A 21,033-nucleotide genomic window follows, 5' to 3' on the forward strand; every position below is an offset into this window, starting at 1 on the left:
GTCAATCATTCCATTACCCGAAGCCCACGGATTCAATCCGTGGGCGTCACCCACTTGAAACCTGAAACCAACCCCCTCGCTCAACAATAGCCGTCTCATCCGGTACGATAGAGCAAAACGACCTGATTTAAGAATCACCACGACCGTTTTCGGAGACACCGCCATGGATCGTCAGCAGCTACAGCAACTCGTGAGCAAGACCATCGAAGCCCAGCCGGTCACCGACCTGCACACCCACTGCTACACGCCCGGCTTCGGCCACGCGGCGGACGGCACGGGCAAGGGCCTGCTGCTGTGGGGCATCGACGAATTGGTGACCTACCACTACCTCGTCGCCGAGGTTTACCGCATCGTGCCCGCGAGCGAATTGCCTTACGACAAGTTCTGGGCGATGAGCAAGACCGAGCAGGCCGACCACATCTGGAAGCACGTCTTCGTCGAGCGCACGCCCATCAGCGAAGCCTGCCGTGGCGTGTTGACCACGCTGAAGAAGCTTGGTCTGGACCCGAACGAAAAGACGCTTGAGCCTTACCGCAAGTGGTTCGCGCAGCAGGATGCCGACAGCTACATCGACAAGGTGATGCAGATCGCCAACGTCGACAGCATCACGATGACCAACGAAGTTTTCTCCGACCACGAGCGAGGCATCTGGGAGTCGAACCCGGCCGTGGGCGACGACCCGCGATTCGAAGCCGTGCTTCGCATCGACAAGCTGCTTCGCGATTGGCCGGCGGCGGTGAAATGCCTCGCCGAGCTTGGCTATGAAGTCACCGAGCAGTTCAGTCAGCAGACGATCGACGAGACCCGCCGCTTCCTCAACGACTGGCTGGACCGGATGAAGGCGGTCTATGTCGCGATGAGCCTGCCGCCGGAGTTCCGCTACCCCGATCCGCAGAACAAGTCGGGCAACACGTTCATCGAGAAGGTGCTCATGCCGACGCTGGCCGAGCGTGGCCTGCCGTGGGCGATGATGATCGGCTCGCGCATGCAGGTGAACCCCGCGCTCAAGGACGCGGGCGACATGGTCGGCAAGTCCGACATCCTCAGCGTCGTCAACCTCTGCGCCCGCTTTCCCGACAACAAGTTCATGGTCACCATGCTCAGCCGGGAGAACCAGCACGAGCTTTGCGTCGCGGCCCGCAAGTTCGGCAACCTGATGTTGTTCGGCTGCTGGTGGTTCCTCAACAACCCGTCCATCATCGAAGAGATGACCCGCGAACGCATCGAACTGCTGGGCACGAGCTTCGCCCCGCAACACTCGGATGCGCGCATCCTCGACCAACTGATCTACAAGTGGGACCACTCGCGGAAGATCATCGCTAACGTGCTGGTCGACAAGTACGCCGACTTGGTCGACGCGGGCTACAACGTCACCGCCGATCATGTCCAGCGCGACGCCCGGCTACTGCTGCGTGACAACTTCCGCAACTTCTGCCAACCCACGCCCGCCACCGCGTCGGCGTAAGCATCGCGCAGCAAATGATCAGGCATGACGTTTCCGCGCTCGCGGCCCCGCGAAACGCGCCGCGTGAAGCCACCGTTAGCGCATTCCACGGCCGCTACGTTTGGCTTGAGGATGCTCTAAATCTGACAATCTGAATCACACATCCCGCACGCAGCGAAACCCCGCGTTCGTTGTCGTGCTGTCGGGCATGTTCCCCGTCCGCGCCGCTACGCGGTAGCGATTGCAGTAGCTGCGGTGACAGAGATAGCTGCCGCCCTTCTGCAGCTTATGCGTCTGCCCGCCATCGTTCGTCAGCGGCCCCGTCGGGTTGTCACGCGTCTCAGGCGACGCTTCGACATGCCACGCCGGGTCGAACCACTCCGTGCACCACTCCCACACGTTGCCCGACGTGTTATGCAGCCCGTAGTCGTTCGCGGGGAACGCATCAACCGGACACGTACCGGCGAACCCGTCCTCGGCCGTGTCCCGTTCGGGAAACTTGCCCTGCCAGATGTTGCACATATGCTTGCCCGTCGGCGTCAGCTCATCGCCCCACGGATAGATCCGCTGGTCGTGCCCGCCTCGCGCCGCGAACTCCCACTCGGCCTCAAACGGCAGCCGCTTGCCCGCCCACTGCGCGTAGCGAAGCGCATCGTTCCACGAAATATGCACCACTGGATAGTCCGCTAGCCCCTTCAGGTCCGACCGCTCGCCGAACGGCTTACGCCAACACGCCCCCGGCACCGCGATCCACCACGTCAAGCCGACCACCGCGTTGGTCTTCTTCATCCGATTGGCGAACTTGCTCGGCAAGTGCGTATGAAACACGAACGACCAGCCGAACGCCTCCGCGTCGGTCCGGTAGCCGGTGTCATTGACGAACTTTTCAAACGCGGCGTTCGTGACACACGTCGCATCGATATAAAACGGCCGCACGCTCACCTCGCGCACCGGCCCTTCGCCGTCGGCCTCCCATTGCTGGTCGGAGTCCGTGCCCATGCGAAACGTCCCGCCGGACAGCTTGATCATGCCGTCGGTCGAGCCGATGTCAGCGTGGCGGATCGGCTCGGCGGTCGGTACGTCGACCATCGGCACCGGCGAGCCGTCGGCCGTGGCCGAGCCCTGCCGCGCCGCGACCGTCGCGCTCGCTGCCTGCCGATCGCCCGGCGTGCAGCATGCTTTCTTCGGCGGTTGGTTGGACGGAGTAAGCGAAAGACTCATAACCCACGATTTTACCACACTGCCCCACCCATTTAGCCGCGTCGCTTGCGACGCGCTTCGAAATCATCCCGAAAGCGCGTTGCAAGCGACGCGGCTAAATGGCCGAAGCCTTCAAACCCGCACCGGCAGCCCCGCAGCGGCGAGTTGCTGCTTCGTCTCGGCGATCGTGTACTCGCCATAGTGAAAAATGCTCGCCGCCAGCACCGCGTCGGCCCGCGTCTGCTTGAGCACGTCAATCATGTGAGCCGGGCTGCCACACCCGCCCGACGCCACCACGGGCACGTCCACCGCGTCGCCAACGAGTTTCGTCAGCTCCACGTCGTAACCCGTCTTCACACCGTCGGCGTCCATCGACGTGAGCACGATCTCACCCGCGCCCAGCTCCACAACACGCTTCGCCCACGCGATCGGGTCCAGGCCCGTAGGCGTCCGCCCGCCATGCGTGTGCACCTCGAAGACCATCGGCTGACCGTCGGGCCCGCGCCGCTCGCTCGGCGTCCCGGCCCGGCCGGTACGCTGCTTGTAGTCGTCCGCCGGCACGCGCTTGGGGTCGATGTTCACCACCGTCGCGCACCTGCCGAACCGCCTGGCCGTCTGCTGCACGATCTCCGGCGAAACCACCGCGGCCGTGTTGATGCTCACCTTTTCCGCCCCGGCCTGCACCAGCTCGGTCACGTCGTCAATCGTGCGAATCCCGCCCCCCACCGTAAACGGCATGAAGCACTGCTCCGCCACGCGACGCACCACATCGTGCATGATGCCCCGCTTTTCGTGGCTGGCGGTGATGTCGAGAAACACCAGCTCATCCGCGCCTGCCTCGTCGTACGCGCGCGCGACGTCCACGGGGTCGCCTGCGTCGCGCAGGTCGACGAAGTTCACGCCTTTGACCACTCGGCCGCCGTGGACGTCCAGACACGGAATGATTCGATGACTTAACACAATGGGAAGTTTAGCAGTTTCGGGTTTCGAGTTTCGAGTTGATTGGTCGTTGTGCTACGCTTAGCTGCCTTTAAGGAGCAAAACCATGGCAAGCATCACCGGCTTTCACCACGTTGCAATCCGCGTCCGCGACTTCGACCGATCCGTCGCGTTCTACACCGAAGTGCTCGGCTTCAAACCCAAGATCGCCTGGCAGGACGCCCCCAAGCGCGCGATCATGCTCGACACGGGCGATGGCAACTACCTCGAAATCTTCGAGCGCCCCGAGCAGGCCCCGCCCCCTGCGGACGAAGGCGCGATTCTCCACTTCGCCCTGCGCACCGACGACACGGACGCCGTGCTGGAAAAGGCCCGTGCCGCAGGCTGCCAGGTGACGATGGAGCCCAAGGCAGTAGATATCCCCAACAAGCTGCCCGGCGTCGAAACACCCGTACCCGTGCGCATCGCGTTCGTGAAGGGCCCCGAAGGCGAAATCGTGGAGTTCTTCCAGAACGAACTGACGTGAGATGCACTTGATCCAGACGCGGAGCAATGAAGCTTAAGCTCCACGATCCTGGGCGGGCGAACGTTCGGTTCATCACGGGCGCGTCGCGTTGATCCACTTCATGAGCTGCGGCTTCGCGAACGTGTTGATGACGTCTTCACGTTTCGCCCCCGCGCGGCGAGCGGTGAGCACGCCGTAGATCAATTGATCAAGGTCCGCCGGGCCGTGGGCGTCGGTGTTGATCGAAAGCTTCACGCCATGTTCGAGTGCAAGCCGGGCGTGCGTGTCGCGCAGGTCGAGGCGATAGTGGTTGGCGTTGATCTCCATCGCAATACCGCGCTGCGCAGCAGCTTCGACGAGCTTTTTCATGTCGGGGTGCAGCCCCGCCCGGCGGTTGACGATGCGGCCGGTCGCGTGGCCGAGGATGGTCACATAGCGGTTTTCAATCGCTTTGAGCAGCCGCTTCGTGGCTTTGGCCGGCTCTTGCGCGAGCGAAGCGTGTGGCGACGCGACGACAATGTCCAGCTCGCGCAGCAGGCTGTCGGGGTAATCGAGCTTGCCGTCGATGAGGATGTCCACCTCCGAGCCGGCGAGCACGTTGATCTTCCCTTTCATCTCCTTCGCCACGGCCCGGACGTCTTCGATGTGCTTCTCCAGCCGCTCGGCGTTGAGGCCGTTGGCTTGCACCTGACCCTTCGAGTGATCCGTGATGGCGACCGTGTGAAACCCGCGGTCCGCAGCGGCGGCGGCCAACTCGCGGATGCTCCAATGCCCATCGCTGGCGGTCGTATGAGCATGCAGCTCCGCTTGAATCTCTTGCAGTTCGACAAGCTCGGGCAGCGTGTCCTTTTCAGCACGAGCAATCTCGTCGCGAGCCTCGCGCAACTCCGGCGGAATGTACGCCAGATCAAGCGCCTTGTAGACCGCTTCCTCGGTCTTGCCTGCGACGCGCGTCTCGCTGTCTTCCTTGTATAAGCCATACTCGCTGAGCTTGAGCTTGCGCGCGATCGCACGCTCGCGCAGGCGGACGTTGTGATCCTTCGAGCCGGTGAAGTAAAGCAGCGCCGCCCCGGCCGCCTCCGGCTCGATCACGCGCAAATCCACCTGAATATGCCGCCCCGCCCCGGTGCGGGCGCGGACGCTGGTCTTGGTTGCCCCCTTGAGAATCACCTCTTCAACGACTTCGAGCTTCACGAACGCGTTACTGATCGTCTCGCCCTGCTTCGGGTCGGCAATGGCAAGCAGGTCCAGGTCGCCCACCGTTTCCCTGCCGCGTCGCAGCGAGCCGGCGTAGTGCACCGCCTCGACCGGCTCCAGGCCGCGCAGCTGATGCACGAACCAATTGGCCAGCGGCATCGCCTCGCCGATGCGGATGCGCTGGTGGGCCGTCTCCGCGAAGGCAAGGTTCTTCTTGATGTTCTCCAGCGTCTTCTTGCCCATGCGGGGCAGCTTTTCAAGTTCGCCCGTGTCGAGCTTCTTCTTTAGGGTGGCGGTATCAGTGACGCCGCCCTGCTGCCAGAGTGTGGCGACCGACTTCGGGCCGAGGCCGGGGATATCGAGCAGCTTGATCACACCCGCGGGGACTTCCTTGATGAGCTTTTCGTGTTCGTCGATCCTGCCGTGGTCCAGGTATTCGCGGATGCGGTCGGCCGTGCCCGAGCCGATGCCGTCGAGCTTGCTGAGCCTGCCCGGATCGATGCCCGCCACGTCCTCGCCAAGCTCCTGCAACGAGCGGGCGGCGCGTTGGAAGGCGTTGACACGGAAGCGATTGCCGCCGAGCAACTCGGTCACGTCGGCCATCTGCTGAAAGATCGCGGCGAGGGTGGTGTTGTTGCCGGGCATGGGAAAAGCTTAGATGCTGGCCCCGAGGGCAACAAGTACCCGCCCCGAGCCGGCGTGAGGCTTGAGGCTTGAGCGACTTAAGTCGCTCAGCCTTTGGGACATCCCCCTCACGCCTCACGCCCCGGGCCCCTACCAAGCCCCGCCCCACCGCACACCACGCCAGTCGACGATTTCGCTATACTGCCCGGTTCGCACCGGACCTGTGAACCCAGCCTGATATGAGGTGCCCCCGTGGCCGAGCGCAAGACGATCGTAGGCGGTAACTGGAAGATGAACACCAACCGCGCCGAGGCCTCAGACCTCGCTGGCGCGGTGTCTGAGGGCTTTACCAACGGCGACCAGGCCGACGTGTTCGTCTGCCCGCCGTTTCCCTACCTCATCCCGGTCGCCGAGCGACTGTCGGCCAATAACGGCAACCTCGTGCAACTGGGCGCTCAGAACTTCTATCACGAGCCCAACGGCGCGTTCACCGGCGAGGTCAGCCTGGCCATGCTCCAGGACCTCGGCGTGTCCACCGTCCTCACCGGCCACAGCGAGCGTCGCCACGTGATCGGCGAAACCGATGTGCTGATTAACGAAAAGACACTTGCAGCGCTCGAAGCCGGGCTTCAGGTGGTTCTGTGCATCGGCGAAACGCTGGAACAGCGCGAGGCGGGCAAGACCAACTTCGTCAACGCCGCCCAGCTCAGCTACGGGCTCGCCGGCGTCACGGCCGAGCAGATGGCCGACGTCGTCATCGCCTACGAGCCGGTCTGGGCCATCGGTACCGGCAAGACCGCCACGCCCGAAGATGCTCAGAAGGCTCACCAGTTTATCCGTGAAGTGCTTACTCACGGGATGTTTAACGAAACTGTTGGCCAGAGTGTGCGTATTCAATATGGCGGCTCAATGAAGCCCGCCAACGCGAAAGAACTACTCAGCCAGCCTGACATCGACGGCGGCCTGATCGGCGGCGCAGCCCTGAAGGCCGACGACTTCCTCGCCATCGTCAACGCCGGCTAAAACCAAAGCCTACTTCCCGTACACCGGACCCTCGACATGTTCCTCACGCTCTCCTTCCTGACATCGTTGCTGGCGATCGCCTTCTTTGCGACCTGCCTGCTCATGGTCCTCGTCATCCTCATCCAGAAGCCCAAGGGCGGCGGCCTCGGCAGCGCGTTCGGCGGCGGCGGCGGCGGCGGCACGGAAACCGCCGCGTTCGGCGCCAAGACCGGCGACGTGCTCACCTGGGTCACCGTCGGCTGCTTCGTCCTCTTCCTCCTGCTGGCGATGGGCCTGACCTGGACCATCCGCGCCGAGGTCGCCCCCGACCCGATCACCCCCGTTCAGCAGACCGCGCCCGCCCCCGGCACCACCGGCACCCCCGGCACGCCCGAAGCCCCGGCCGAGGGCGAGGGCGAAGCCGCACCCGAGGCCGACCCCGAAGCCGACCTCCCCCAACAGGCCCCCGTCACGCCGCCGCCGGCCCATGCCGACCCGGCCAACGACGTGCCGGACGAGCCGGTCACTGACGAACTGCTCCCCGAAGCCCCCGAGCAGCCGGCTGTGCCCGAAGACGCCGAGCCGCTGCTTGAAGACGAGGCCGAGAACACCAACGCCGACGACGGCGCCGCAGAGGCCGAGCCGACCGACGACTGATCATCCCGGCCGCCCCGCTTCCGGGCATGAAAAGCCGCTCATAGACGTCGCCGCTCTCAAGGCGAGGGTGGCAACCGGCCGATTTAATGGGAGAAGCCGTAGCTCCGCGCCGCCCGGCAACGTGCCGTGCAGCCCAGTCCGACCGTTCCCTGGCGGTCATCGGGATGTCGCATGATCTTTGCGTCAGTCCGACGCCGCCGCTGACCCTGCCCGCCCATGATCCGATCGATGACAGGCTACGGCGACGCGTCCACCCAGGTGGACGGCATGCACTTCGCAGTCGAACTGCGCAGCCTCAATAACAAATACTTCAAAGCCGCCCTCCGCCTGCCCGAGTCCATTGCGGGCCTCGAAGCCGAGCTCGAAGCCGCGCTGCGCAAACGCGTCACCCGCGGCTCGCTCACCGTCACCGTCAAGCTCCGCCTCAGCGACGCCCACGCCGCCAGCCGGGTCAACGACGCCGCACTGCTGACCTACCTCGACCACCTGGAAACCATCCACAGCAAGATCAGCGACCACTCGGTCCACATCGACCTGACGCAGTTGCTCGCCCTGCCCGGCGTGCTCCAGCCCAGCGAAGATGAAGAGTCACTGGTCAGCCACGCCCGGCCGGTCGTGCTCAAATTGCTCGACCAGGCGTGCGACAAGCTGATGGCCATGCGTGTACGGGAAGGTAAATCGCTCGCGGAAGACTTGCTCACGCATCGGGATCTGATCCGCAATCGTCTGGAAATCATTCGCGAACGCGCCCCGGTGGTCATTGACGAATATCATCAACGGCTGCGATCGCGCATCGACGAACTCACCGCCCAGGCGAAGATGAAAATCGCCGAGCACGACCTGATCCGCGAGGTAGCGCTCTTCGCCGACCGCGCGGACATCTGCGAGGAACTCAGCCGAACCGCCGGCCACCTGGAGCAGTTTGAACAGATTCTCGATTCGAAGAAAGACGCGCCCTCCGGCCGAACGCTGGACTTCCTCTCGCAGGAGCTGCTTCGCGAAGCGAACACCATCGCGAGCAAGAGCAACGATGCGACCATCAGCCGGGCCATCGTGGAAGTCAAAAGCGCGATTGATCGCATCAAGGAACAGGTGCAGAATGTTGAGTGACGGGGAATTTCGGATTTGGGATTTCGGATTTCGAATGTTTCGAAATGCGTGAATCTCGAACCCGAAAATTGGAAATCCCAAATCCGAAATTTGAGATGCCATGCCCGAAGACCCGTCCAAAGCCAGCAAGTCGGCATCGAGTTCGATCGGTAGTGACGTCGTGGCCATCTCGGGCAACGCCGGCGCCAGCGGAGCCGACGTGTCGTCGGCGGCGAGCACTGCGAGCGCTTCGAGTCGGCCGGGCGGCTCGGGACGAGCAAAGTTCGGCACGTCCGAACTCGCGATCGTGCTCTCGCATTACGACATCGGGGTCGTCGAGGCGATCCAGGAATTCCCCCGCGGCTCGCGTAAAGCACCCAAGCTGCTGGTCAAGGCGGAGACCGGCCGATACCTGCTCAAACGCCGGGCCCGCGGCAAGAACGACGCAGAGAAGGTCGCATTCTGTCACGCATTGCAGATCCACCTCGCCGACCGGCAATTCCCCCTGCCGCACCTGATCGGCACGCGACGCGACAACAACTCGATGCTCCAGTGGCAAAACCACATCTACGAGCTGTTCGAGTACATCCGCGGCGCCGGCTACGACGCGTCGCTTGAAGCCACCGGCGACTCGGGCAAGATCCTCGGCCTGTTCCACCGGCTGCTTCGCAACTTCAAGTCCCGCTATCAGCCCTCGCAGGGCTCGTATCACGCCACGCGAACCGTCAACAGTGCCGTGCAGCAGATCCCCCGCCTCCTCGCCCGCGGCCCGGCCAGCGACAAGGTCAACGAGATCAAAAAGCTGCTGGACGTGTTGCTCGCCAGCTACGAAAACGCCGCCGAGCGGGTCAACAGCCTCGGCCTGCCGAACTGGCCCGCCCAGACCGTGCACAGCGACTGGCACCCGGGCAACATGCTCTTCCGCGGCTCGCGCGTGGTGGCGGTGATCGACTACGACTCGGCCCGCATCCTGCCGCGCGTGCTCGACGTGGCGAACGGCGCATTGCAGTTTTCCATCATCGGCGGCGGCGATGACCCGATCAACTGGCCGGCCTACATTGACGAGTCCCGCTACCGCCGATTCCTCCGCGGCTACGACAGCGTGCCCGACGCGATGCTCAGCCATGTGGAGCTTAAGAGCGTGCCCTGGCTGATGGTCGAAGCACTGGTCGCCGAGGCGGTGATCCACATTGCCGCCACGGGCAGCTTCGCCCACCTAGACGGCCTGGCGTTCCTGAAAATGGTCGAACGCAAGATCGGCTGGATTCAAAAGCACGCCAACCACCTCGTCCAGGCCGCCGCAGATTGATCACAGCCGTCCCGTCTGGGGGATGGGTTCCTGGTTTCTGGTTTAGGGTTCCAAGTCATCGACCAGCCCGTTTCAGTGAAGCGGTAAAGGTTGAGCGTGGCTCCAGTCCCACCAGTAACCTGGCCACGCTGAGCACCAACCAGAAACGAGAACCCCCAAACCAGAAACCCTTTCTCCCCCCGGCATGCCTTTTGCTGCCATACCCCCCCGAGGCCGGGAATAACCGGTCTCGTTGGTGGATTTTGCAAAAGGGCGCTCGTTTTTTGGAAGCATTCTAAAAAAGAGAACTGGCTCGTGGGTTGCTCCGTACTAAATACAGTTCGCTGGCGACACCCGGTCGCCGGCCGGCAGGGGAAGGCTGGACCACCTTGATTGCACGAACTGCACGAGGGGTTCCCCACGAGATCCGAGTTGGTCGAATGCCGCCGACGACGGGCGTCATCCGGAAAAGGGCTCGGCTGTGCCCGGCCCTGACGTTTACCGAAGGCAGGATGTCATGACGAAACTAACGCACCCCCATTCTCCACTGGCGCAGGCGCGCAAGCATCAGCAGGTCAGCTTGTCGCGCTCGCAGCGGCCGCTGAACATCCGCGATCAGGCCACACTGAAACGGCTGCTGACCGAGAAGTTCGAGCACGTGCACGACGAATTGTTCGATCTGCCCGAAGCTGAGGCGATGCGCAAGGTCTTTGACGAAGCACCGCCTATCCAGAAGCCGGACACCAGTTGGTATCACCCGGTGATGGACAACGCCACGCAAGTACGGGCAGGCAAGAACGTGGGCACCGTGCTGCTGAGCGCGAAGGAAGAGCGGGCGCTATTCCTTCAGTTCAACTACTGCCGGTTCCGCACCGTGCAGTGGCGGGACAGGTTCATCGAGCAGGATGAGATCGACCCCGACGAAGGCCGTGAAGCGCTCATCTGGTTCCACAAGTCCGAGGCGTTCCGCGATCAGATCGCGCAGACGAACCTCGCCCTTGTGCTGGCGATGGCCAAGCGGACCCGCATGAGCGAAGTCGACTTCGCTGATCTGGTCAGCGAGGGGAATATGGCCCTGCTGCGAGCGGTCGACAAGTTCGACGTGTCGCGCGGGTTCAAGTTCTCGACGTATGCCTGCCGTGCGATCCTCAAGGCGTTCTCGCGAAGCGGCGTGAAGCTGAGCAAGTATCGGCAGATGTTCCCAACGGACTTCGACCCCAAGCTGGAGAAGTCCAACTACATGGAGAAGAAGCGCGAGACGCACGAGGACGAGTGCGTCGACGAGCTTCGGCAGATCATCCGAAGCAACCGCGCGGACCTGTCCGACATCGAGCAGGAAGTCATTCAGCACCGCTTCGCGATCGATCGTGACAGCGGCAAGGGTGACGAGCAGGGGCAGGCGTTGACGCTCGAACAGGTCGGCCGAATCATCGGCGTCACGAAGGAACGCGTCCGTCAGATTCAGAACAAAGCGCTGGAGAAAATTCGCCAGACGCTGGAATCTGATTTCCTTGAATGACAAGTCGCGATCGCCGATTAAACAATCAAAGATCCTCCGCAGCCGTGGGCGTCCTGTCTACGGCTGTTTTTTGTGGGGTGATTGAACTCGCAGATAAAACGGATTGCCCATCAAACTCGGACTTTGTGCATGAGGCGAAGCCCACTGCGTGACGCCGTGGGCTTCCATCACACCCGGAATTCATGTCCGACCCGTATTAAACATGATTCACCGCATCACGCCGTCAGCTGTGAAGGGGGTATTCAGTCGACGTCATTCCCCTCCGTAGGGAGAATGAGGCGGAAGTCCATGCCGCCGGTGGTCAGGGGGTGGGCTTCGATGCGGCCGCCGTGGGCCTCGGCGATGGAGTGACTTATCGGCAGCCCCATGCCCATGCCGCGCTGCTTGGTGGTGAAGAACGGCTCGAAGATATGATCGAGCTGATGCTTCGGGATACCGTAGCCGTTGTCGCGAACGCTGATCTGCACATGAGCGTCATCGATCACCTCGCTGGCGAGACACAACTTTCGTTCAGGGGTCGGCGTCCGGTCCATCGCCTCCATCGCGTTGCGCATCAGGTTCAGCAGCACCTGTTCGATCTGCACCGGGTCGGCGGCGATCTGAGGCAAGTTGTCCATCAATGCCAGATCGATCTGGACCGATTGATGTCGCAGTTCGGGCTCGATCAACTCGATCGCGCCCCGTATCAGCTCATTTACGTCAACGAGGGTGCGCTGCGGTTCGCGTTTACGGACGAATCGGCGTAGCCGACGAATGATCTGGCTTGCACGGTCGGCCTGCGCCGCGACGCGGCCGAGCAAGTCGCGCGACGCCTCGGGGTCGAGCGGCGTATCGCCGATGCGGTTGAGAGCTCCTTGCACATAGCTGCTGATCGCCGCTAACGGCTGGTTCAACTCGTGTGCCAGTTCCGAGGCGAGTTCGCCCATCGTGCTCAGTCGGCTGACATGAATCAGCTCGGCCTGGCGTTGACGGGCGAGTTGCTCGGCTTGCTTCTGGGCGGTGATGTCGCGTTGGATCGAGACCCAGTGCGTAATTCGGCCGTGCTCGTCGCGTACTGGACCGATGTGCCAGCTGAGCACATACTCGCCGCCGTCTTTGCGGTAGTTGAATGTCTCGCCCTGGAACGGCTTGCCTTGTGACAGCTGCGTGCGGAGTTGGTCGAGCACCGCCCGGCTGGTACGCGAGCCCTGGAGCATACGCGGCGTCTTACCGATGACCTCCTCGCTGGTGTAGCCGGTCATCCGTTCAAATGCGGGGTTGGCGTACTCGATCCGCGGGCCTGGCCTTTCGAGTTGCGCGTCGGTGATCAGTACGGCTTCGTCGGCCTGCTTCACGGCCGACTCGATCAAACGCAACTGTTGCTCGGCCCTTCGCCGCTCGGTGATGTCGCGGGTCACGGCGATCAACTCCGTGACTGCGCCCGTCGCCGGGTCATTCACCGCCCGGCCGGTCACTTCCGCCCAGATGTAGCTGCCGTCGCGCCGTCGCTTACGAAACACCGCCGGCCCACCGATACCGGTGTCCTGCAACTGCTGGCGGACCTCGCGGAGGATCGGCTCGTCGTCTGGGTGAACGCCGGCAAACGCGGACTTGCCCAGCAGCTCTTCCGGCTTGTAGCCGAGCATCGGCAGGCAACTCGGCGAGACGTAACGGTACGAGCCATCGGGCCCGTGGCGAGAGATCATGTCGCTGGCGTGCTCGGCCAGCAGGCGATACCGCGCTTCGCTCTCGCGCAGCGCCTGGGCGACCGCCTCATGCGCGGCGAGCCGTTTTTCGAGCGCGTCGCGTGCGTCGGTCAGTTCCTGTGTGCGTTCGCGAACCCGCCGCTCGATTTCCTGCTCGACCGCCTCCGCATCCGTTAGCCGACCTTTCGACTTGACGCCCTTGCCCCCACCCGGTTCGTCGCGCTTCTGCGACATCAGTCTGCCCTTTCCACCCCCCCGTTAAGACCCAGGCTCGCTCGCCAGCGGCATTCACCGGCCAACTGCTTTGGCTCCACTGACGACATGCTGGCGTGCGCCAAACCTGAGAATACAAAAGCTCACTTTTAAATAACACTAGCACGCGCGTAAGGGTCGCACAACACGTGACGAATAAAGGTTTTCAGCAATAGCGATGGCGAAGCGTTATCATCCGCAGCCGGGGAAGCTGGCAAGCGAGGCACGGGCGAGGGTAGCCTTTCCGGAGCGATGGCATCATGTCAAACATGCCTGAAATCGAAGAGCCGGTGTGGCGGAAACAGTGGTTCCAGCGGCTGCTGGTGGTGCTGGTGGCAGCGGCGACGGCGGTGCTGGTCGTGCCGCCGGTGCTGGCGCTGCTGTATGCCGTGCGACCGGTGCTGCTGCCGGTGATGATCGGCCTGGCGCTGGCGTACACGGTGAATCCGCTGGCGACGTGGCTGCATCGGCGTTGGCGCGTGCCCCGGCCGGTAACGGCGGTGGTGACGATGGCGGCGGTCGTGGTGGCGGTGCTCGGGCTGAGCGCGTATCTCGTGCCGAAACTGGTGACGCAGACAAGGCAGTTCATCCGCGACTTGCCCGGCTATGCCGAGGCACTGGCAAACCATCTGGCTGGCCGATTCGAATTGGATCTCGAACAAGTCGTGGCCCGCATCGAAGAGCGAGCACGCGGGCTGCTGGCGGGCGATGGCCAGGAACTGGACTTTGGCGCGATCGGCGCTGCGGTGTGGCAGTGGCTGGACGTTGGGCTGGGCGTGATCGGCACGACGATCGGCCTGGCGACATATCTCGTCGTCGCGGCGGTGGTGGTATTTTTCTGCTTTTTCTTCTTCGTATGGAAATTTGACGGCATTGTGCGTTGGTTCGCACCGTTCGTGCCGGCCAGGCATCAGCCGCGCACATTCGAAATCGTGGGCATGATGGACAAGTCGGTGTCGGCGTTCATCCGTGGTCGGCTGATCCAGGCGACGGTTGTGGCGGTCGTGTTGAGTGTGGGGTGGTGGATCGTGGGCGTGCCCTACTGGTTGCTGCTGGGCATCGGGTCGGGATTTCTCAACCTGATTCCCTACGCGGCGGTGGTGGGCTGGCCGGTGGCGGTGGGGTTGACCTGGCTGGACAGCCTGACGGCGGGCGGGGCGAGCGAGGTCGCCAACGGAGCAGCGGCGGCGGGCGACGCGGCGGCGAGCGGGTTTGACCTGTGGGGCATTGTGATCTGGCCGAGCGTGGTGTACCTGATCGCACAGGGGCTCGACGGCTGGGTGATCGAACCGGTCGTGCAAGGCCAGGCGACAAACCTCGACCCACTGACCGTGCTGCTGGTGGTGCTGCTGGGTGGGTCGCTGCTGGGGCTGCTGGGGTTGCTGATCGCGATCCCGTTGGCGGCGTGCATCAAAATCCTCGCCAAGGAGGTGCTGCTGCCGAGGCTTCGGCAGTGGGCGGCGGCGGAGGCTTAGCAAGACAACGCGGTTTCACGGCTACAACATTTAGCCGCGGGCCTTGGCCCGCGCTCTTTGGGGCGATCGACCGAACGCGCGGGCCAAGGCCCGCGGCTAAATGGGGCCAAGCTGCGTATTCGCGACTAATGCGGTGAATGCATCATCGGCGGGCATCGACGTCGGCTTTGACGCGGGCCTAGAATCATGCATGGCCGAGGCGCTGACGATTGATTTTGACAGCCCGGTGCCGCTTTTCCCGCTGGCGAACTGCGTGCTGTTGCCGCATGCGGTCGTGCCGTTGCACATCTTCGAGCCGCGGTATCGGGCGATGACGCGCGAGGCGTTGGACGAGGCGGGGCTGGTTGCGATGGCGGTGTTTGCCGGCGATGGGTGGAAGCAGGACTACACGGGCAACCCGGCGATACGCGAGCATGTCTGCGTGGGCTACCTGGTTCGGCATGAGAAGCTGCCGGGCGGCCGATTCAATGTGTTGATGCAGGGCATTTGCCGAGCAAAGGTGGTGCGCGAGTTGGAGCATGAGCCTTATCGGCTGGCGATGCTTGAGCCGACGGAGGTCGAAGCACCGATGGAGATTGATCTGTCGGAGCATCGCACGCGGATCGAGTCGATGCTCAACGAGCCGGCGCTGAAGTCGCTGGCGTCGGTGCACGCGATGCACCGTTGGCTGAGCGAAGACCTGCCGACGTCGGCGATGATCGACCTGGCGGCATTGACGCTGAGTCAGATGGTGGACGAGCGTTACGCGATGCTCGCAGAGCCGGACGCGGACAGGCGGGCGCTATGGCTGGAGCAGTATCTGCGCAAGCTGCGCGAGCTGGTCGAGCAGGCGGATCGGCTGGGGTCGGGCAAGATGGAGGGAGAGCGGTATACGGTTTATCTGAACTGACCGCGGAGGTGGAATTGCTGATTGCTGATTGCTGATTGCTGATTGCCGGCGGAGCGTATGTGTGGGCATCAGTGAGGGGAAGGTGGGCTGGCCCGCTTGCCGGCGAGAGGCGACCTATAATGGTCGTCTATGCCTGCTTCCACTGCATTGATCGTCGGCTGCGGCTACCTCGGCCGTGGGCTTGCCGCCCGGCTCGTTGAGTTGGGGCAGGTTGTTTATGGCACGACGCGTTCGCCGGACAAGGCCCGCCAGCTTGCGGCGTTGGGCGTACGGCCGATGCTGGTGCACATCACACAGCCCGTCACGCTCGCAGCGCTCACGCCGGCGATCGAGGCGGAGTCATTGGACGTTTACCACATGATCCCGCCCGGTCGGCCGGGCCAGTCGCCGTCGCCGCGACAGGTCGTGCTCGGCGGGATTGCCCACGTCGTCAAGGCGCTGCGGCGGGCGAACGTGCGGCGGGCAGTGCTCGTCAGCTCATCCGCGGTGTACGGCCAGCGCAACGGTCAACTGGTGGACGCCGACACGCCGGCAAAGCCGATCGACGAACGGGGCCGGCTGTTGCTCGAAGGTGAGCAGCTCTGGCTCGCGGCGGGCGAGGCGTTTCACGTCGTTCGGCTGGCTGGGCTGTACGGGCCCGGCCGAGTCGTCGGCCTCAAGGCGGTGCACGACGGCTCGCCGCTGGTGGGCAACCCGCAGGCGATGCTGAACCTGTTGCATGTGGACGACGCGGTGGCGTTGCTGCTGGCGATGCGTGACGCCGAGCAGCCGGGGCGGGTGGAGCTGGGATGTGATGGTCATCCCGTGCCGCGCGTGGACTATTACGGGCATCTGGCGAAGCTGCTGGACGTGCCCCCGCCACAGGTGCTCGACGATGCCACAGCAGCGCGGATGCTGGGGCTGAACCTCGATCGGCTACGTCGCAGTTCGTCCAAGGCGCTGGACAACATCGCGACGTGTCGGCGGACGGGCTGGTCGCCTCGCTTCGCCAGCTATCGCGACGGGCTGGATGATGCGCTGAGTCGCAGCCGATCGTGATCGGCGGTGGCGGTTGTGGTTTGGGCGATCGGAAATCGAAAATCGACCGTGTTACACTGACGCGTTGCATGAGTGAACTCCCCCCTGCCAACTCGCCGACGACCGTTGAAGACGCCTTGCTGGACGGCTTGACGCCGCCGCAGCGGGAGGCGGTGACGCATGTCGACGGGCCGATGCTCGTGCTGGCCGGGCCCGGCTCGGGCAAGACTCGGGTGATCACACGGAGGGTGGCGTACCTGGTGCGCGGTGTGGGGATAGCACCGTGGAACGTGCTGGCGATCACGTTCACCAACAAGGCCGCGGGCGAGATGCGCGAACGCGTGAGCGAACTGCTGAGCGAGCGCGAAGCCCGCGCCGCCACGATTGCGACATTTCACAGCCTGTGCGCCCGGCTACTGCGACGGTACGCCGATCGGCTGGGCCTGCCGGCCGGCTATTCGATCTATGACAGCTCCGACCAGCAGCGCGCGATGAAGCAGGCGCTTAACGATCTGGAGATCAATCCGAAGAACTTTCCGCCGAACTCGATGCTGCACACGATCAGCAATGCGAAAAATGAGTTGGTTGATGCGGAGGCGTTCGCGCAGACGGCGGGCGACTTTTACAACCGCACCGTGGCGAAGGTGTACAAGAAATACACCCAGATTCTTACGCGAAATCATGCACTCGACTTCGACGACCTGCTGCTGAAAACCGTGCAACTGCTCAAGCAGCACCCCGAAGTGCTCGCCGAGCTGCGCGAACGTTACCAGTACGTTCTCATCGACGAGTATCAGGACACGAACCACGCGCAGTTCATGCTCGCCAACGCGCTGGCCAGCGGACATCAGAACCTCTGCGCCACCGGCGACCCCGACCAGTCCATCTACGGCTGGCGCGGCGCGAATATCCGCAACATCCTCGAATTCGAACAGCACTACCCCAATGCGAAAGTGGTCCGCCTCGAGCAGAACTATCGCTCGACGAAAAAGATTCTCGCGGCGGCGGACGGCCTGATCCGAAACAACAGCGCCCGCAAGCACAAGCAGCTTTTTACGGACAACGACGACGGCGATCCGGTGCAGCTTGTCACGATGCAGGACGAGCGACAGGAAGCTCATTGGCTGGTGGAACGGTTTCGCGACCTGCACGTGAACGAGAAGCTCGCGTGGGGCGAGATGGCAGTGTTTTACCGCATGAACAGCCTGTCGCGCGTGGTGGAAGATGCGCTTCGCGACGCGGGCATGCCGTACCAGATCGCACGGGGGACGGCGTTCTACGATCGCGCAGAAATCAAGGACGCGGTGGCGTACCTGCGCGTGATTGCGAACCCGGCCGACGAGGTGAACCTGCTGCGGATCATCAACACGCCGACGCGCGGCATCGGCAACCAGTCGATCAAGGCGATGCAGGCTCACAGCCTCGCGAGCAACCGCGCGGTCGATGACATCATCCGCGATCCGATGAGCGTACCGGGCCTGAGCAACCGGGCACAGAACGCGGTGGCGAAGTTTGCGAAAATGGTCGACGAGTGGCGCACCGCGGCGGGGTTGAATGAAGCGCCCGACCTGCTGTTGGGACAGCAAGGCCTGAGCCCCGCGGCATCGGATGATGAGATTTCGTTGCGCGAGTTGGTGGAGCGCGTTATTACTGAGTCGACGCTCGAAGAGCATTATCGTAAGGACAAGTCGGACCCGGACCAGGAACGGCTTGCCAACCTCGGCGAACTGATCAGCTCCGCGCAGCAGTTCGAGGAAGACTACCTCAACGAAGCAGCGGAAGACGGCAACGATGCGCCGACGCTGCGCGACAAGCTGCTGGCATTGCTGGAACGCATCAGCCTCGTCAGTGATGTCGACAGCGTCGACCAGGGCGAAGGCGCGGTGACGCTGATGACGCTGCACGCCGCGAAGGGGCTTGAGTTTCCGATCGTTGCCATGGTCGGCGTGGAAGACGGCCTGCTGCCGCATCAGCGTTCGCAGAACGAAGGCGAAAAGGGTGAAGAAGAGGAACGGCGGCTGTGCTTTGTCGGCATGACGCGGGCGATGCGTCGGCTATATATGACGAGCACGCGTTACCGCACGATCTTCGGCCAGACGATGCCGGTGATCCCCAGCCGATTCCTCAATGAACTGCCAACTGATGCTATCGAAGTCTGCGACGTGTCCGAAGACGGTGATGACCCGTTCGGCGATGACTTCGAGCCACATACCTCTGCACGCGAACAAGCGGGCGAGTTCCCGCCGGGCACGCGCGTGCGGCATCCGCAATTCGGCATCGGGCGTATCATCACGGTCGCACGGTCGGGTTCGCATACGCGGGCGCGGGTGGAATTCAACGCGGCGGGCGTCAAAACGCTGATCCTGCAATACGCCCGACTGGAAAAGGTTTGAAACACATGCCCCGCACGCGCATCAAAATCTGTGGCATTCACGATCTGGCCTCGGCGGACGCCGCAGTCGAGGCCGGCGCTGACGCGGTGGGGTTGGTGTTTGTGCGCGACTCGGCAAGGCGGGTGACGGTGAAGGTGGCGCAACAGATCGTACAACGCTTGCCGGCTTTCGTTGAACCGGTGGGTCTGTTTGCCGATGCGCCGACGCGGCACATTCGGGAAGTGGCGTCGGCGGTGGGGCTGCGGACCGTGCAGTTGCATGGTGAGGAACACCCGGGCGACGTAGCGGCGCTAAACGATCTGCGTGTGATCAAGGCGGTGGCGTTTCATCCAAGCCTGGTGGTGGAATCGGTCGGGCCTTGGCAGCGCGAGCGATTGACGAATCTGGCAGCGGTGTTGTTCGACACGCCGCCGCCGTTGGCGGTGACGCGTGAAGGTCAGTCATCTGCGGCGGGGAAACCGGCGTTGCTCGGCGGGTCCGGCCGAGCGTTTGACTGGCATGCGCTGGCGGAGCGTTGCGCGGACGAGACGCTGTCGGCGTTGCCGCCGCTGGTACTCGCGGGCGGGTTGACGCCGGAGAATGTGGCGAAGGCGATATCGGTGGTGCGCCCGTATGCGGTAGACGTATCAAGCGGGGTGGAGTCGTCGCGCGGGGTGAAGGATGTGAGTCGGATTCGCGCGTTTGTCGAAGCCGTGATGGGTGCGGATGCACAGCGCGGGGCGGTGGGGCATCGGCAGGGGTAGGCGCAACAAAGCCCAGGCATGCCATGCCTGGGCTTTACTGTTTGGTGTGCGTTGGCAAATCAGGCGTTCGATTTCGCCAGCACGCGTAGGCTCACGGGGAGGTTGAAGTGCATGTTTTCTTCGACCACGTGGGACTCTTCCGCCTCGCCGCCGTGCGTGTCGATCAATTCCTGAATGATTTCCTGCACGAGGTACTCGGGTGCGGACGCGCCGGCGGTAACGAGCACTAAATTGACGCCGTCGAACCATTCGCTTTGCAGTTCGCGTTTGTCGTCGAGCAGGTGAGCCCGCGTGCCGGTGGTTTCGCTGATCTCGGTCAGGCGGACGGAGTTGGAGCTGTTCTTTGAACCTACGACGAGGACGAGGTCAACGCTCTCGGCCAGGGCGCGGACGGCATGCTGGCGATTGGTGGTCGCGTAGCAGATATCTTCGCTGGGCGGCTGCTTGACCTGCGGGTAGCGGGCCTTGATCGCGTTGATGATGCGGTTTGCGTCGTCCATGCTCAGCGTGGTCTGCGTGAGGTAGACGAGTTTGTCATCCTGCGTGAACGGGAGCTTGTCGACGTCTTCTGGGCTTTCGACGATGGTGATCGCGCCGGGCGCTTCGCCGACCGTGCCTTCGACTTCGTCGTGGCCGGCATGTCCGACGAGCAGGATGTTGAAGCCCTGCCTTGCATAGCGAACGGCCTCCATGTGGACTTTGGTGACCAGCGGGCAGGTCGCGTCAATCATGGTGCAGCCACGGTCCTTGGCGGCCTGGCGGACAGCGGGGCTGACGCCGTGGGCGCTGAAGATGACGGTGGCGCCGGCGGGCACTTCGTCAATGGTGTCGACGAATGTGACGCCTTCATGGACGAAACGGTCCACGACGTGGCGGTTGTGGACGATCTCGTGATAGACGTAGAGCGGCGTGCCGACGATCTTGAGCGCCTCTTCGACGGTCAGAATCGCCATGTTCACGCCGGCACAGAATCCGCGGGGGTTGGCGAGGACAATTTTCATATTGCTCCATGGTAGCGGAGCGCGGGGTGGGAGATCAAAAAATTTGGTGATTTGGTGATCTGGCGATTTGGTGAAGCGCCGGAACGGAAGGCGGGCGGGGGTCGGGCCTCGAGC

17 protein-coding genes are annotated in these 21,033 nt (G+C 63.4%); 12 read left to right on the forward strand and 5 right to left on the reverse strand.

Translation table 11 applies throughout. From position 1 onward, the window contains the following. Nucleotides 1-163: 163 nt before the first annotated feature. Nucleotides 164-1,465: a glucuronate isomerase gene (locus ACERK3_08255; GenBank protein MFA9478286.1), complete on the forward strand. Its 1,302-nt coding sequence runs from the start codon at nt 164-166 to the stop codon at nt 1,463-1,465. A gap of 135 nt (nt 1,466-1,600) precedes the next feature. Here ACERK3_08255 and ACERK3_08260 read toward each other — a convergent pair whose 3' ends face one another. Both ACERK3_08260 and hisF read right to left on the reverse strand, forming a co-directional pair. After that, nucleotides 1,601-2,665, reverse strand: coding sequence for a formylglycine-generating enzyme family protein (locus tag ACERK3_08260; protein MFA9478287.1), 1,065 nt, complete (start codon nt 2,663-2,665; stop codon nt 1,601-1,603). A gap of 111 nt (nt 2,666-2,776) precedes the next feature. Beyond that, nucleotides 2,777-3,604 (reverse strand): imidazole glycerol phosphate synthase subunit HisF, encoded by an 828-nt coding sequence (hisF, locus tag ACERK3_08265; GenBank protein MFA9478288.1) that lies wholly within the window; start codon nt 3,602-3,604, stop codon nt 2,777-2,779. A gap of 85 nt (nt 3,605-3,689) precedes the next feature. Between hisF and ACERK3_08270 the strand changes: the two genes are divergently transcribed. Beyond that, complete coding sequence (locus ACERK3_08270; protein MFA9478289.1) at nt 3,690-4,109, forward strand: VOC family protein; 420 nt, start codon at nt 3,690-3,692, stop codon at nt 4,107-4,109. Between the two features lie 72 nt (nt 4,110-4,181). Here the strand turns inward: ACERK3_08270 and polX are convergent, their stop codons facing one another. Beyond that, a complete protein-coding gene (gene polX / locus ACERK3_08275; GenBank protein MFA9478290.1) occupies nt 4,182-5,930 on the reverse strand; it encodes a DNA polymerase/3'-5' exonuclease PolX in 1,749 nt (582 codons plus the stop codon). Between the two features lie 231 nt (nt 5,931-6,161). Between polX and tpiA the strand changes: the two genes are divergently transcribed. From tpiA to ACERK3_08300, 5 genes are all read left to right on the forward strand, one after another. Next, a complete protein-coding gene (tpiA, locus tag ACERK3_08280; GenBank protein ID MFA9478291.1) occupies nt 6,162-6,932 on the forward strand; it encodes a triose-phosphate isomerase in 771 nt (256 codons plus the stop codon). Between the two features lie 36 nt (nt 6,933-6,968). Further along, complete coding sequence (secG, locus tag ACERK3_08285) at nt 6,969-7,568, forward strand: preprotein translocase subunit SecG (GenBank protein MFA9478292.1); 600 nt, start codon at nt 6,969-6,971, stop codon at nt 7,566-7,568. A gap of 228 nt (nt 7,569-7,796) precedes the next feature. Then, nucleotides 7,797-8,678: a YicC/YloC family endoribonuclease gene (locus ACERK3_08290; protein MFA9478293.1), complete on the forward strand. Its 882-nt coding sequence runs from the start codon at nt 7,797-7,799 to the stop codon at nt 8,676-8,678. 100 nt (nt 8,679-8,778) lie between these two features. After that, on the forward strand, nt 8,779-9,966 hold the full coding sequence (locus tag ACERK3_08295) for a phosphotransferase (GenBank protein MFA9478294.1): 1,188 nt from the start codon (nt 8,779-8,781) through the stop codon (nt 9,964-9,966). A gap of 496 nt (nt 9,967-10,462) precedes the next feature. Then, the gene (locus ACERK3_08300; protein MFA9478295.1) at nt 10,463-11,464 is read left to right on the forward strand and encodes a sigma-70 family RNA polymerase sigma factor; all 1,002 of its coding nucleotides are present in this window, start codon (nt 10,463-10,465) and stop codon (nt 11,462-11,464) included. 242 nt (nt 11,465-11,706) lie between these two features. Here ACERK3_08300 and ACERK3_08305 read toward each other — a convergent pair whose 3' ends face one another. Beyond that, on the reverse strand, nt 11,707-13,383 hold the full coding sequence (locus tag ACERK3_08305) for a PAS domain S-box protein (protein MFA9478296.1): 1,677 nt from the start codon (nt 13,381-13,383) through the stop codon (nt 11,707-11,709). Nucleotides 13,384-13,670: 287 nt separating this feature from the next. Here ACERK3_08305 and ACERK3_08310 point away from each other — a divergent pair, with 287 nt between their 5' ends. The 5 genes from ACERK3_08310 to ACERK3_08330 all read left to right on the forward strand — a co-directional run bounded on the left by ACERK3_08310 (nt 13,671) and on the right by ACERK3_08330 (nt 19,918). Further along, nucleotides 13,671-14,876, forward strand: coding sequence for an AI-2E family transporter (locus ACERK3_08310; protein MFA9478297.1), 1,206 nt, complete (start codon nt 13,671-13,673; stop codon nt 14,874-14,876). 133 nt (nt 14,877-15,009) lie between these two features. Then, nucleotides 15,010-15,765, forward strand: coding sequence for an LON peptidase substrate-binding domain-containing protein (locus tag ACERK3_08315; protein MFA9478298.1), 756 nt, complete (start codon nt 15,010-15,012; stop codon nt 15,763-15,765). Nucleotides 15,766-15,894: 129 nt separating this feature from the next. Beyond that, entirely contained in the window at nt 15,895-16,803 is a 909-nt protein-coding gene (locus tag ACERK3_08320) for an NAD-dependent epimerase/dehydratase family protein (protein ID MFA9478299.1), read from the forward strand. Nucleotides 16,804-16,871: 68 nt separating this feature from the next. Further along, nucleotides 16,872-19,175 (forward strand): ATP-dependent helicase, encoded by a 2,304-nt coding sequence (locus ACERK3_08325; protein ID MFA9478300.1) that lies wholly within the window; start codon nt 16,872-16,874, stop codon nt 19,173-19,175. A 5-nt stretch (nt 19,176-19,180) separates the two neighbouring features. After that, complete coding sequence (locus tag ACERK3_08330; protein ID MFA9478301.1) at nt 19,181-19,918, forward strand: N-(5'-phosphoribosyl)anthranilate isomerase; 738 nt, start codon at nt 19,181-19,183, stop codon at nt 19,916-19,918. Between the two features lie 59 nt (nt 19,919-19,977). On the opposite strand, the gene ispH is transcribed toward ACERK3_08330, so the two are convergent. Next, nucleotides 19,978-20,919 (reverse strand): 4-hydroxy-3-methylbut-2-enyl diphosphate reductase, encoded by a 942-nt coding sequence (gene ispH / locus ACERK3_08335; GenBank protein ID MFA9478302.1) that lies wholly within the window; start codon nt 20,917-20,919, stop codon nt 19,978-19,980. Between the last annotated feature and the right edge of the window lie 114 nt (nt 20,920-21,033).

This window comes from Phycisphaerales bacterium AB-hyl4 (assembly GCA_041821185.1).
Classification (GTDB): domain Bacteria; phylum Planctomycetota; class Phycisphaerae; order Phycisphaerales; family Phycisphaeraceae; genus Natronomicrosphaera; species Natronomicrosphaera hydrolytica.

Coding starts and splice junctions, on each gene's coding strand:
- ACERK3_08255 (MFA9478286.1), top strand. CDS start 164: ATGGATCGTCAGCAGCTACAGCAACTCGTGAGCAAGACCATCGAAGCC.
- ACERK3_08260 (MFA9478287.1), bottom strand. CDS start 2,665: ATGAGTCTTTCGCTTACTCCGTCCAACCAACCGCCGAAGAAAGCATGC.
- ACERK3_08270 (MFA9478289.1), top strand. CDS start 3,690: ATGGCAAGCATCACCGGCTTTCACCACGTTGCAATCCGCGTCCGCGAC.
- polX (MFA9478290.1), bottom strand. CDS start 5,930: ATGCCCGGCAACAACACCACCCTCGCCGCGATCTTTCAGCAGATGGCC.
- secG (MFA9478292.1), top strand. CDS start 6,969: ATGTTCCTCACGCTCTCCTTCCTGACATCGTTGCTGGCGATCGCCTTC.
- ACERK3_08290 (MFA9478293.1), top strand. CDS start 7,797: ATGACAGGCTACGGCGACGCGTCCACCCAGGTGGACGGCATGCACTTC.
- ACERK3_08295 (MFA9478294.1), top strand. CDS start 8,779: ATGCCCGAAGACCCGTCCAAAGCCAGCAAGTCGGCATCGAGTTCGATC.
- ACERK3_08300 (MFA9478295.1), top strand. CDS start 10,463: ATGACGAAACTAACGCACCCCCATTCTCCACTGGCGCAGGCGCGCAAG.
- ACERK3_08305 (MFA9478296.1), bottom strand. CDS start 13,383: ATGTCGCAGAAGCGCGACGAACCGGGTGGGGGCAAGGGCGTCAAGTCG.
- ACERK3_08310 (MFA9478297.1), top strand. CDS start 13,671: ATGCCTGAAATCGAAGAGCCGGTGTGGCGGAAACAGTGGTTCCAGCGG.
- ACERK3_08320 (MFA9478299.1), top strand. CDS start 15,895: ATGCCTGCTTCCACTGCATTGATCGTCGGCTGCGGCTACCTCGGCCGT.
- ACERK3_08325 (MFA9478300.1), top strand. CDS start 16,872: ATGAGTGAACTCCCCCCTGCCAACTCGCCGACGACCGTTGAAGACGCC.
- ACERK3_08330 (MFA9478301.1), top strand. CDS start 19,181: ATGCCCCGCACGCGCATCAAAATCTGTGGCATTCACGATCTGGCCTCG.
- ispH (MFA9478302.1), bottom strand. CDS start 20,919: ATGAAAATTGTCCTCGCCAACCCCCGCGGATTCTGTGCCGGCGTGAAC.